The 13,201-nt window shown below is 46.9% G+C and carries 13 protein-coding genes; 2 read left to right on the top strand and 11 right to left on the bottom strand.

Going from position 1 to position 13,201, the window contains the following annotated elements:
- Position 1: 1 nt before the first annotated feature.
- The 5 genes from LARV_RS07665 to LARV_RS20175 form a co-directional block, all read right to left on the bottom strand.
- Positions 2–853: an ABC transporter permease gene (locus LARV_RS07665; protein ID WP_075073086.1), complete on the bottom strand. Its 852-nt coding sequence runs from the start codon at positions 851–853 to the stop codon at positions 2–4.
- Positions 854–858: 5 nt separating this feature from the next.
- Positions 859–1,812, bottom strand: coding sequence for a GDP-L-fucose synthase family protein (locus tag LARV_RS07660; RefSeq protein ID WP_152031749.1), 954 nt, complete (start codon positions 1,810–1,812; stop codon positions 859–861).
- Positions 1,809–2,288 carry a winged helix-turn-helix transcriptional regulator gene (locus tag LARV_RS07655; RefSeq protein WP_075073084.1) on the bottom strand — a complete coding sequence of 160 codons (480 nt, stop codon included), beginning with the start codon at positions 2,286–2,288 and terminating at the stop codon, positions 1,809–1,811. The genes LARV_RS07660 and LARV_RS07655 overlap by 4 nt, the downstream gene beginning before the upstream one ends.
- Before the next feature lie 145 nt (positions 2,289–2,433).
- Positions 2,434–3,081, bottom strand: coding sequence for a hypothetical protein (locus LARV_RS20795; protein WP_152031748.1), 648 nt, complete (start codon positions 3,079–3,081; stop codon positions 2,434–2,436).
- A gap of 100 nt (positions 3,082–3,181) precedes the next feature.
- Positions 3,182–3,742 (bottom strand): hypothetical protein, encoded by a 561-nt coding sequence (locus LARV_RS20175; protein ID WP_152031747.1) that lies wholly within the window; start codon positions 3,740–3,742, stop codon positions 3,182–3,184.
- A 107-nt stretch (positions 3,743–3,849) separates the two neighbouring features.
- Between LARV_RS20175 and LARV_RS07645 the strand changes: the two genes are divergently transcribed.
- Positions 3,850–4,593 carry a class I SAM-dependent methyltransferase gene (locus LARV_RS07645; RefSeq protein WP_075073082.1) on the top strand — a complete coding sequence of 248 codons (744 nt, stop codon included), beginning with the start codon at positions 3,850–3,852 and terminating at the stop codon, positions 4,591–4,593.
- A gap of 133 nt (positions 4,594–4,726) precedes the next feature.
- Here the strand turns inward: LARV_RS07645 and LARV_RS20170 are convergent, their stop codons facing one another.
- Genes LARV_RS20170 through LARV_RS07615 form a run of 6 tightly spaced genes read right to left on the bottom strand, consistent with a single transcriptional unit; the run spans position 4,727 to position 11,960 of the window.
- Positions 4,727–6,181: a hypothetical protein gene (locus LARV_RS20170; protein WP_152031746.1), complete on the bottom strand. Its 1,455-nt coding sequence runs from the start codon at positions 6,179–6,181 to the stop codon at positions 4,727–4,729.
- Between the two features lie 60 nt (positions 6,182–6,241).
- A complete protein-coding gene (locus LARV_RS07635; protein WP_075073080.1) occupies positions 6,242–7,195 on the bottom strand; it encodes a lysylphosphatidylglycerol synthase domain-containing protein in 954 nt (317 codons plus the stop codon).
- Positions 7,192–8,304 (bottom strand): glycosyltransferase family 4 protein, encoded by a 1,113-nt coding sequence (locus LARV_RS07630; RefSeq protein WP_075073079.1) that lies wholly within the window; start codon positions 8,302–8,304, stop codon positions 7,192–7,194. Before LARV_RS07630 ends, LARV_RS07635 begins: the two co-directional genes overlap by 4 nt.
- 38 nt (positions 8,305–8,342) lie before the next feature.
- Complete coding sequence (locus LARV_RS07625) at positions 8,343–9,125, bottom strand: class I SAM-dependent methyltransferase (RefSeq protein WP_172797812.1); 783 nt, start codon at positions 9,123–9,125, stop codon at positions 8,343–8,345.
- 1 nt (position 9,126) lies between these two features.
- Positions 9,127–11,016, bottom strand: a complete 1,890-nt coding sequence (locus LARV_RS07620; protein WP_075073078.1) for a glycosyltransferase — start codon at positions 11,014–11,016, stop codon at positions 9,127–9,129.
- Complete coding sequence (locus LARV_RS07615) at positions 11,016–11,960, bottom strand: glycosyltransferase family 2 protein (protein WP_075073077.1); 945 nt, start codon at positions 11,958–11,960, stop codon at positions 11,016–11,018. The genes LARV_RS07620 and LARV_RS07615 overlap by 1 nt, the downstream gene beginning before the upstream one ends.
- Positions 11,961–12,099: 139 nt before the next feature.
- On the opposite strand from LARV_RS07615, the gene LARV_RS07610 reads away from it, so the two are divergent.
- On the top strand, positions 12,100–13,188 hold the full coding sequence (locus tag LARV_RS07610) for a WD40 repeat domain-containing protein (protein WP_075073076.1): 1,089 nt from the start codon (positions 12,100–12,102) through the stop codon (positions 13,186–13,188).
- The last annotated feature ends 13 nt before the right edge of the window (positions 13,189–13,201 follow it).

Below are 13,201 nucleotides of genomic sequence, written 5' to 3'. Positions count from 1 at the left end.
GTTACACCATATCGGCAAACTTGCGTTCCATGCGCCGGAAATAGAACAGCCCGGAGACAAGCAGCGCCAGCACCATGACCACGGAAATCAGCATGAGCTGGTCAGGCGGACTGCTGCCCAGCAATGCCCAGCGAAAGCCCTGAATGACGCCCGTCATCGGGTTCAAACCGTAGATCAGGCGCCAGGGGCCTGTCGTGGGAATCAGGTCGATGGAATAGGCCACCGGCGAGGCGTACATCCAGGCCTGCAGCAGGAAAGGCACAATTTGCTGCACGTCGCGGTATTGCACGTTGAGCGCGCTCAGCCACAGCCCGACTGCCAGCGCGGTGAGCAGCACCAGCACGACCAGCGGCAGCATCCACAGGAGGTTCCAGGTGAACGGTACGCCGTAGATCACCATCATCACGAACAGCACGCCCAGCGAGATGAAGAAATCCACCAGCCCGGCTGCGACGGCCGAGAAAGGGATGATCAGACGCGGGAAGTAGACCTTGGTCAACAGGTTGGCGTTGCCCACCAGGCTGACGGATGACCGCTGCAGCGCGGCCTGGAAAAGCTGCCAGGGCAGCAACGCCGCCAGGCTGAACACCGGGTACCACTCCGCCGGAATGCCGGCATCGGGTTTCAACCCGGCCAGTTTACTGAAGATGACCGTGAATACCACCATGATCATCACCGGCTGCAGGACCGCCCACAGCACGCCCAGCGCGGCCTGTTTGTAGCGCACCTTGATATCGCGCCAGGTGAGGAAGAACACCAGCTCGCGGTATGCCCAAAGATCGGATAGATTCAGCGGAATCCATCCTTTCGAAGGGCGTAAATAAACCGTGGGCGTGGTGTTCTCAGTAACCATAAGGCTTAATGCATCCGATGTTCCCGATACCAATCGATGGTGCGCTGCAGGCCCTGCTCGAAATTGGTGCCGGCTTTGAAGCCAAAGAACTGCTCGGCCCGGCTGGTATCCAGCGCGCGGCGCGGCTGGCCGTTGGGTTTGCTGGTGTCGAACACCATGCGGCCCTGGTAACCCGTCAGGCGGGCAATCAGCAGCGCCAGATCCTTGATCGAAATCTCCTGCCCGGAGCCCAGATTGACCGGCTCGGAGCCGTTGAACTTTTCAGTTGCCAGCAGAATACCTTCCGCGGCGTCTTCCACAAACAGGAACTCGCGCGTCGGCGAACCATCGCCCCACACCACGATCTCCTCCTGGCCGGTCTCCTGCGCTTCCAGGCATTTGCGGATCAGCGCGGGGATGACGTGCGAGCTGCGCGGATCGAAGTTATCGCGCGGTCCATACAGGTTGACGGGCAGCAGGAATATGGCGTTGTAGCCATACTGCTCGCGATAAGCCTGCGCCTGCACCAGCAGCATCTTCTTGGCCAGGCCATAAGGCGCATTCGTTTCCTCGGGATAACCGTTCCAGATGTCGTCCTCATGGAATGGCACCGGCGTGAACTTGGGATAAGCGCAAACCGTGCCCAGCGCCACGAACTTGCTCACGCCGCTCAGCCAGGCCTGGTGCATCAACTGCACGCCCATCATCAGGTTGTCATAGAAAAACTCGGCCGGATGCTCGCGGTTGGCGCCGATGCCGCCCACGTGCGCGGCCAGATGAAGGATCACGTCCGGGCGGCTGTCATCCAGCATGCGCTTGATGTCTTCCGGCTTGACCAGATCGTAATCTTCGATGCGCGGGATGAAGACTTCCTTCGCGCCGCGTTCGCGCAATTTCGCAGTAACATAAGAACCCAAAAAGCCGGCGCCGCCGGTCACACAAACACGTTTCTTTTCCCAAGAATCGGCCGAACTACTCATAATGACGATTCCTCCCATAGGATTCGAATTTTGAGATTGTTTATTGCCAGAATAGGCGCGTTGCCATCCTCGACGATGGCAACGTTTTGCTCCAGACAAGTCAGGCGGCAGATATCCGCCAGGTCGCCGTCGCCCTGCAGGCGCACGCGGTCATACCCGTTTGCGCGCGCCTGTTCGAGCGCGTGGATCACCTGCTGGCGAACGTCGCGGTACAGGCGGAACTGGGTCTGAACGAAATCGACCGTCAGGCGGGTGCGCAGGGCCAGGCCCTCGGGCGTGATGATATAGCGCAATTTGCGCCGTTCCACGCGCCGCGCTTTGACGTAGCCCTTATCGATCAGCCGCTTGAGATGCCAGTTGACCGTCCCGACCGCCACTCCCAGCCGGGACGCCAGAGATGCCTGGGTGGCATCCGGGTCATTTTCGATTTGCTCTAAGATTACAAGGTCGCGATTATTTTCGGGTGGAATGCTCATAGTTGTCCAATATTCAACGACTGAATTATAAACTTGGCGGGCGATTCGGTCAAGGGCGGATTCCCCGCCCGTGGCGTCCGGCCGGCCTTAAGAAAATCCCCCCGGCATATCTGGCGGAGGGATTGGGATTCTTATGCGGTTCAGCCTAATGTTCGACCAGGGGCAGCCAGACCGCGGGTTTCAGATTCAGATTGGGGCTGAAATTGATCATCATCAGGTTTTGCTGACAGTCGGCCGAGGTCGTGAAGGGAAACACCTCAGACAGCGGATTGCCGTTCAGATCGAATAACTGGATGGTATATTTCGCCGCCGCCGCCTGGCCGGCCAATTGAATTTCGAACCCGCCCGCGCCGTAGACCGTCGCCGAACCGGTATAGCCCATCCATTCGGCCGGCGCGCCGTTTTGCGTCCCGATGACCGTCACCACCAGGTTCGTCACCGGCTGGCCGTCCTCGCCGATCACCTGCCCGGCCACACCCATCCAGGTGCAGCCCGCGCTGGCGTGCGAAAACGCCGGCAGCGGGATCATCGCGCCCGGCTGCAAGGCGAACGGCTTGGGCGGCACCGTCGGCGTGGGCGTGAAAGTCGGCGGGCGCGTGGCGGTGGGCGTGGGCGTCAGGGAGGGCTCGGGGGTGGCCGAAGGCGGCAGAGTTACGGTGGGTACCTGGGTTTTCAAGGCGCTGGAGCCGGGCAGCGTGGGGGTGGCCTGACCGGGGACGTAGTCCTCGATGTAGGTGCAGGAAGAAAGGATGAGCATAAATACTAATGCTATAAAGATAGAGTTTTTTTTCATATGCATAAAGAAACCCTCCAACATAATTAAAAGGGCTTATGCAATATTAATGCCATTTCTGGTATTTTTAATTTTTTTGTCAAAATAATGGTACTGTGGGTTATGGCACACTAATTATGCCCAGATCAACTGAACTACCAGGTACTCCTGTAATATAACTCGTTTGTCCACTTTTATCAGATACGACATATGTGCCACCAAGCGAATAGATCACCAATGCATATTCTCCAGGATCGACATCAGCAAAATAGAAATGTCCCTCAGTATCGACAACAGCTTTCGGATTGGTAGTTTCAGAAAATTTAATCATAGGTGGATAACCACTCTGGGTTGCCTTCACTAGGTACCCTAAGTAAATATCGCCAAGATATGGCGTTCCACCTGGTCCTGGAGTAAGCATTTGTCCCCAAAAGACCACTTTATCACTTGAAGGTGTGGGCACGATCAATGGAGCAGGCAAGAATTCGTTGGTAATTTCAGGAGTGGAACTCTCACCAGGATAAGGATACCCACTATAAGTCGGCGATATTGTTACATTGAGATTTTGTGGAAAAGGATACGAAGTTTCTTCGGATGACGCTCTAGGGCCATTTGATGCACATCCGGATAAAACAATACAAAGAAAGAACAATATGAATTTTAAATAAATTTTGCTTTTCATATATGATCCTTTTCAGATGGAATAATAGCTATACGTAAAGGTTGGTTTTTTATTATATAATAAGTTTTGGAAATTTTTACTCATAAATATTTTATCATAGGATTTTCATGACCAAACACGATTCTGCAACTAGGCCGCAGCAAGCCTTAAAAATATATAATCTTCTTCTTGAATCTTATAAGTCAGAAAATGGTATACACACAAAAGATTGCCTTGATATTGGATGTGGCACCGGTGAAATAGGAAAGATATTAGCATCTAGATTCCAATCAGTGGTTGGAATTGAGGTTGATTTACACCGAATTCAAATTGATGAAAATGGTGACAATTTTCAAAAAAATTTTTACTTTACCCAAGCAGACGGTGCCCATTTACCTTTTGAGAACGACTCATTTGATTTTATTATTTGTGCGCAGGTCTATGAACATACTGAAGATCAATATGGGTTGGTCAGTGAAATCCAAAGGGTTCTTAAGGAAGATGGCGTGTGTTTTTTCAGCGGTCCAAATAAATTTACTATAATGGAAGAGCATTATTTTTTACCGTTTTTATCCTGGTTACCAACACGGATTTCTGATTTCTATGTGAGATTTTTTCATCGAAATTCTAGCTATGATATTCATCCGCTTTCTTATCACGCTCTTCAAAAATTATTAAGAAACTTTGCGATTGAGGACAAAACACTCCAAATATTACAAAATCCGGAACGTTATGGTATGGTAAATCGATTTGCAATTTTAGGTTTAATACAATATATGCCACTGTTCTTAGTAAAACCAATTCTTTTCTTAATTCCAAATTTTAATTTTATTTTGAGAAAGAATGTCCATTTATCTCAAAAGCGGAACTAATTCACAATATTATTATTACTACATAGAAGAAACACAAAATAACAGGAGCTATTTTTGAATAGCTCCTGTTATTTCTAAACTAAATTGCGAATCGCTTAAAAATCTGGATTATCAAAGCCATCCAGATCCACAATTACTGGTTTAATGCATTCGCTTCAATATAGCTATCACCGTACTTCCCTACTCCAGCTTCAATTGAGAAGTTGTAAGTTCCGAAGACATTCTCGGTGCAAATAGCCTTTACGCTAGCGTTGAAGCCATTAGGTAGATTCGCATAAGTTCCCAGATACAGCGAAATTTGTCCATTGGCTGGTAATGGGGCATCGTTATAGGTTGCAGAATCTGGTTGGCCGGCGAAGGAAATATCACATGTCGCTGGCGAACTAGTGGTATTGACGATAACAATACCGCCAGAGAAACCAGATGCCTTCTTTGCAACCTGTGTAAAGAACAAAGTATTTGTAGCTGTCCCATCCAACGCCATATTCACGGATGCACCCTTACCAATGTTTTCCATTGGCACAGCAACTCCATTATTATCGGCCGATAAACCACGGTTATCGATGTTTGTGATACCGACTATTTCTGCGCCTTCAGCATCTGCAGTTACTTTCAAAGAGGCGTAGCGTTGTGCCATCTGATACGTATCCACCTCTGCAAGTTCTGGAATACTGGCAGTATACGCGATGTATGATGCATTTGGCTGAATAGTCGGAGTTGTATAGCTTATGGTTTGACCATTTGCGAATGACAGATCTACAGTCAAAGTTGTTGGAACAGTACTGATATTTTGAACCGAAATACCAGAATTGTATCCATAATACTTACGAACGACACGTGGAGCATACAAAATCTTAGTGCCGCTTGCAAAAGCATTATAACTTTGGAATTGGGCAGTCGTGTAATCTGTTCCGGCGTTATAGAAACTAACAATAACTCCTATGGAACTTCCTGCAGTAATTTTTGCAGAACCATAAAAGGTTGCTGGCAAGTTAGCATTTTCACCAGGATACACGACTAAGTTACTATTGGCAGGAATGTTATGAGTTTCCAATGCTGCGGCAATTTCATTCCCAGTTGTGCGATCAAAGTATTGAATTTGAATGTCGACAGCTGATGACGTAGCATTTTGAATAGCCATGTAAGTTCCCCATGTTGAAGCTTTCGTAATCTGAGGAACATACATGGTGTTTGCCACCTGAGTATCATTGAAGCCAGAACTGGTGCCAATACGATATGGATTTGAAGTAGTACCCGTCCCGGTAGATTGTGTGTTAACGCTGCAAGATAAAGCCGCCGACGAACTGACAGTTGCGGAACCAAAAAAGCTTGTAGGTAGACCGGCTGGCGTGCTTGCAGTGAAATATTTTAAAGTCCCATTAGCGGGAATCGAGTCAGGATATGACAAGGCAGGTGAACTTTCGCCTTCTTGATAGAAATCAAAGGTTACTTCTGCAATGTCGCTCGTAAGGTTTTGGCAAGTAATACCGGAGACCCAACTTCCGGTAGGCCCTTGCGCTTCGACAGGTTTTACGACCACAAATGCAGCGAGCATTACGATTATGATTAGGATGTTAATCTTTTTCATGACTCTCTCCTTATTGGTATTTACTTACTCTACTCCATTAATAATCCACCGCAATACCACTTAAGAATTATTCTCGGTTAGTAGAATATTTTTATGAAAATGCTGCCATATGTTTGATAAGAAGAGAACTAGGACTTCACTTGCAATTGTTATTATTCGATAAAAAATTGCGATCAGGCCTGCCTGACTTACGCCAATAAATGGAGAAAGCAAAAAAATAAATATGGCTTCGCGAACACCAATACTTCCAGGAACTACAATTATGATTAACCCTATTAAAAAGGTTAGCGTGAGGAAAAAAATGGTCAGCTGAAAACTCATCTTTTTATAAACGCTAATGGCAAAAAACATTTGATAAAAGCCAAAGCTGTTTATAATCCAAGTCATAACCATCAATCCGACCAGTAATATAGTCCATTTCCATTCAAAATCAATCTTCTGCTCCTTTTGGTAAAGCATTTTCAAAAAACGAATTAATATTATTGGAGCACAAACTAGCAGAAAAATTGAGACTATTTGTAACAAGTGGATATTATTGGAGATCGAACGAATTATTGGGATTTGGAAGTCTATTCCATGGGGATAAAAAAAGGCCATTAAAAATACACCGGTAATAAATATCTCGATATATTCAAAAATAATGGAAATCCCTGTTATTGATGCGGGAATTCCAGCATTAATAGACATATAACCTTTCCCTACCAATTGCCAGCCGTATCCTGGTATATATTTTGCTAATGATGATTTAAATTGGATATCGCAAATTTTTGAAAAAGTTAGTTTTTGGCCAAAAGATAGAAGAGTTAATAGCCAGGATACTGCCCCAAGGAAAGTACCAATCATTGTAATTAGTAAGGACAATATCATCCACCAATAATTAATACTTAATGATCCGAAGTCGAGTTGTTGTAAATTTTTCCAAATATACCAACCGCAAAACAAAAAAATAATTATCTGTAATGCAAATTTTAACCATTTGGTATTTATTATTTTTATTAACGTTTTAATATTCATTGAGTATTTACCTGCTGGTAAGATTCTATTGTCATTCGTGCAGTTATTTTCCAATCGAATTCCTTTGATCTTTCTAGACCGGATAATTTCATTTGCACTCGAAGAGATTCGTCATTAATTACCCGTGTTAAGGCATCTGCTAATTCATCAACATTTGTTGCATCTACTTTTACTCCAGCGGCTCCTACTACCTCAACGATTGCACTGGAATTATGCGTAATAATTGGCACTCCGCAAGCCATGGCTTCCAATCCTACCAGGCCAAAACCCTCATGGAGAGATGGGAATGCACAAGCAATTGCCCCAGAGTATAAACTTGGCAGATCCGCATCAGGTACACGCCCAGCAAAAATCACTTTATCCATTAAGCCCATATCTTGAATTGTAGGGGTCAAATTCTTGTCTTCACACTTTTTATAAATTTCTCCAACCAATACAAGTTTCAGATTCGGGTCTATCTGGTTTTGTATGATTGAGAAAGCTTTAACAAGGTTAGTTAGATTCTTTTTTAAATCAATACGACCAACTGTAATCAAGTATTTTTCTGGCAGATCATATTTCTTATGAATATTGGCAATCTCATCGGCTGAAGCAGGGGAAAAAATGCTTGACCTTCCATGATAAATTACTTTTACTTTTCTGGGTTCAATTCCATAGTATTTAACTATATCATTTGCGGTATTTCTTGATACAGCTATTATTAGGTCTGCTCTTTGAACAGAAAATTTTTCTATTGTCTTCCAATAGAAAACATCTAACCAAGGAAAAAATTGTGGGAAGATTATTGTTGTTAAATCATGAATTGTAATAATTTGTGGAACCTTAATACCGAAAACACTAAGATTCTTTGTAAAGTGAATAATATCGATATTTTTAAAACGAATCGGTATTACCATCTGCGCCCAAATTCTGGCAAGAAAGCGATTGTGAAATGGAACTATAACCTGATGTACATTTGCAAAACGATCAAGGAAATTCTCATGCTGGCTAAGAATCACCGTATAAATATTCTCACTATCAAGCAAAAATATGTTCTCCAATAAATTGACCGTAGCAGAACGGCCACCACCTGGTTTTTCTATACCAATAGCTTCAATTAGGATTTTCATAGTATCTTCACTTTAAAAGCAGAATTAATATTAATCATTTACGATACCCCATTTATGATCTCATGCTTTTTTTGAAAAAATACTATTATTCCAAAATAGATATCCCCATGATTAGTAAGCCTAATGTGAATATTATGACAATCATGATTTTGTAAAATGTATAATATTTGGTTTACATCATACATGTTCATTTGCAAAATTGGTGATGAAGCCGCATTCCCTTTGTAAATATTCCAAATTCCAGATAATATATTTGATCGCTTTATTAGACGATAAAGAAAATTCTTGAACGATGATGCTTTACGATAATAAGTAAAATGGATTACGCCAACCCCGTCCATCTCTAAATGATCTACTAATTCAGAAAATAAATTGATTCCGCGATTTACAGGGATATGTTGAAAAACAATAAATGAATGAATAAAATCAAATTTTTTTGTAACTCCAATCGACGAGCCATCACTATGTACCAATTCACAATTATCTATATTATATTTTTTGCAGTTCTTAGCTGCTTCTTTCAACATCCCTTCAGAAACATCAATACCAGTAATTGTTTTAACATGTCGACTTAATGGAATTAAAACCCTTCCCACCCCACACCCAAAATCTACCGCGTTTTGGGGGGCAAAAGTAGGATCGATTTTCTCACGGATGATGGCTAAAATCTCATTAGCATAAGATTCACCAGTTCGAAAGAAGTCCTTAATAGACTCCTGTGTTAATGATGAATTCTTATATTGATCAAACGTTAAAACGCCAAAATATGGATCAGTTTCACCTATCTTCTTCCAATCGCGATCCGTATTTTTATCGAACACATTAATTCTCCCTTGTTGCTTCTACTATCCAAAAGCCATTCTCGCTGTCCTGATTCTGACTATCTTTCTCAGCCATATTTTCAACCCATTTCATTATCCTTGTCGGAAATATTTGAAGCAAGAATCGAGCGAATAAGTACCAAATTCGATATTGTTTGGCACTCCAGGGTTGAATTTGAACAGCGAATCCTTCACCTGAAAAATACTCAACTAACTGATCGCGAGTATATCCCATTCTAAGGTCATGTCCCCATTTATGACTGATCCACTTTGTCAGAAACCATGGATAAAGCCGAATTTTTTCACTCGGTGTCGTCAGGATCAGGCGTCCACCTGGTGCCAATGCGTCCTTCAATTGCCCAGTAAATTGGCGGTCATTTTGAATATGTTCGATCACATCCAGCGCAAAAACAGTATCAAAGCTTCCTTTCGAGAAAGGTAAATTACAGCCATCGGCCTTTACATAATGAATATTCGAATGGATTGGTTCAGGATCAAGATCCACAGCGATATGATTTTGGATACCTAAGAAAGAAACTGAATCACCATCAAAACAGCCCACATCAAGTACATTTCGCGTGTTCAATGGAGGTTTTTTCTTGAGATAGAGTTCGATATATTTTTTTCGATACAAAACACCCAATCTCTTGGGTCTGCGAGTAGATTTATTCTTTTCAATTGCTGATGAAAACAAACCAACCAATTTTCTCGCCACATTCAGCCAATTATGTTCCAAGAGTATGGAATTCCGGGCCGAGTCTTTCAACTCCTGACGTAGGGGATCATTTTTAATAACATTTATCAAACTATCGGATAGCTGATCGGAAGATTTTTCTTGAACCAGGATGCCATTCTTTCCATCTTCTATAACTAATGGCACTCCACCGATCTCACTTGCTATGCACGCAGTTCCGCTGCTCATCGCTTCCAACAAAACGGTTGGCAATCCATCCATATTCCCGTGTTCATCTTTCACCGAAGGCAAAACAAAAATATCCGCCGATGCAAGGTAAGTAGGCATTTCTTGCCAATTGATCCGCCCAGAAAAAAAGATAGAACCATCGATATGCAGCTCTTTCGCTTTTTGCTCCAATGCCTCTTGAAGTGGGCCTCCCCCACCAATTATCAATCGAGAGGTTGGAAATTGTTCATACACTTTTTTCCAGGCCGAGATGAGTATATTAAATCCTTTTTTATACACCAGACGACCTACTGCAATTACCAGGATTTCAGACTCGGCGATACCGAACTTGTTTCTGAGATCGATTGAATAGTTACTTGGTGAAAATTTCTCCGGATCTGCTCCCCAGGCGAGCAAGTATGTTTTTTCCTCATTTGAACCAAGCCTTACTGCAGCCTCCTTAAGTTCCCGACTGCAGGCTGTAACTGAACTCGCGCCATCGAATACACTCCGGGAAACCCTTGAAAAGGCGGGATTTTTCTGGCTAACATAGATATCCGAGCCATGTAAACTCAACACGTACGGAATCTTTAATAACCTTGAAACAACGAGTGCAATTGGGCCATTAGGTAGAACCCAATTCGCATGGATAACATCGATCTTCTTTTCGCGGCAAACGCGATATAAGGCTATGATTCCAAAAAATAGAAAAAAGGGTAAAAGAAGAAATGATAATGCTGAAAGCCGCGCATCACCTTTTAGAGATTGAGCATGTCCCATCAAGCTTAGGGAATTCGGCCAGATATATCGATAGCGAATGACCTGGACATTTTCAAGATCATTGTCACCATTAACAGCTGGATCGTAGGGCACTATTACATATACTAAATGTCCTAATTTTGCGTAATTTTCAGCAAAGGATTTGATGAATGGTGCAGTTCCATCTCCAGGATAGCGGGGATAAGAACTTGTCAGGATAGCAATCCGCATTATTCATCAACCTTTTCTTCTCTTTTCATACGATACAAAATCTCTTCCATTATCTTCCGATTCTTACTGATCAAATCTGCCAGCAGACCGTTCAGCCAGGTCTGGAAGCCGCTGATCAGCAGCACCGCCGCGACGATCAGCGACTGCACGTGACCGCTGCCGTTGCCCTGGAAGAAGAACACCAGGAAGCGGATGATCAGAATCGCGCCGATCAGGAAGAGCACCCCGCCGATGTACGTAAACACGCGCAGGGGACGGTACATGGTATACGAACGCACGATGGTCACGCTCGAATTCATCAGATAATCCCGCACCCCGTGCATCAGGCGCGAGGGGCGCTGGGGCGGGTGGGTCTTCACCGGCACCGAGAGGATCCGGGCATGCTGGTTGCCGGCTTGGATGAGCGTCTCGAGCGTGTAGGAATATTCGCTCAGCACCAGGGTGCGCATGGCCTGGTGGCGGGTCAGGGCTCGAAAACCGCTGGTCGCGTCCGGGATGTCCAACCCGGCCGCGCGCGAGACCACCCGGCTGCCCCAAGCCTGCAGGCGCCGCTTGAGCGGTGAAAACCAGGTGTTGGTCAGCACGCCGCGGTCGCCCACCACCAGTTCGGCCTCGCCGCGCAGGATGGGCGCCACCAATTTGGCGATATCGGCCGCTTCGTACTGGCCGTCCGCATCGGTGTTGACGATCACATCGGCGCCCAGGCGCAGGCAGGCATCCAGCCCGGCCGAAAAAGCCAGCGCCAGCCCGCTGTGATGCGGCAGCGAAATGACATGCTCGGCGCCGGCGGCTCGGGCGGCCTCGACGGTCGCGTCGCTGCTGCCGTCGTCGATCACCAACACTTCCACGCTGTCCACGCCCTCGATTTGGCGCGGCAGCAGACTCAGCGTGTGCGGCAGGGTTTCGGCTTCGTTATAACAGGGAATCTGAATGAGGAGTTTCATGAATCGAGTGGATCAAAATGAGATCGGGCAGCGTCCATAGGTAGATTACTGCCAGGGTTAGTATACCACGGAGCCCGGCTTCGCTTTTCCAATCCGGCGTATCCTGGCAGCGTCTGACTCAAATCAAAGGAGATTTATCATGCGAACAAACGCTCTTCCCCCTCACGGGTTGCGATCTTTCTTATGGGTGCTGCTCTCGTTCGTTTTTGCATTGGCCGCCTGCCAGCCCGTTCCAGCTCCCGGCGAACTGAATACGCCATCCGCTCCAGACACCGCGATTCCCACATCCATCCCAACCGCCACCCGGCTCGAACCGACCGCCGCCCAGGCATCCGCCGCCGCTCCCCAATTGCTCAAAGAGTTCGCTGTCACTTACCCATCCCGCCTGATCTGGTCTGCGGACGGCGCGCGCCTGGCCGTTCTGGGTGAAGCCGGTCTGACCCTGCTGGATGCCGAAACCCTCCAGCCCATTCTCGAACGCGCCATTGCATCGCCGGCCCGCGTATTGGATTTCTCCCTGGATGGGAAGACCCTGGCATTCACGCCCGACGGCCAGACCATCGAACTGGACGATGTCGACAGCGACCAGACGCCGCTGACCATCCAACCCGGCGGCGCGTTCCAACGCGCGGTCTTCTCACCGGACGGCCGCTGGCTGGCTGTGGATTCGATGGATCAGATGGCCTACACATTGTGGGACGTCGCCAGCGGGCAGAGGGGCGTCACGCTGAGCGGTTTCGTCACGGCCGCGCCGATCTATGCGGCCGATTTCAGCCCTTCCGGCAGGAAGCTCGTCTGGTACGCGCGCGGCACCATTCAGGAGATGGACATCGCCTCCGGCAAACTGGCGGCCGAAATTGGCCACGAAGATTTCATCTCAGCCTTTGCGATCAGCCCGGATGACGGCCGGCTGGCCACCGCGGCCGGCGGGACGCTCAATGGCCAGTTCGTCCCCCTGATCCATATGTGGAATCCGCAGAGCGGGGCTCAAATTGGGGTATATCCGCAGTCGAAATTCGCCAGCGCCCTGGCCTTTTCACCGGACGGCGCAACCCTGGCCGCCGGCATCGGGGGCGACGTGCTCCTGCTGAATCCTTCCAACGGGCAAGTGCTGCAATCCTTCCACGCGTCCGACGATGCCGTGACCGCGCTGGCCTACTCGCCGGACGGCAGCCGCCTGGCCACCGCCGGTTCAGACGGCCAGGTACGCCTCTGGAATTTAAAATAGAGTTTCGAAATAA

It is taken from the genome of Longilinea arvoryzae (assembly GCF_001050235.1).
GTDB classification, from domain to species: domain Bacteria; phylum Chloroflexota; class Anaerolineae; order Anaerolineales; family Anaerolineaceae; genus Longilinea; species Longilinea arvoryzae.
The sequence above is the reverse complement of the archived record's forward strand: the minus strand, read 5'-3'. Positions and strand labels throughout refer to the sequence as shown.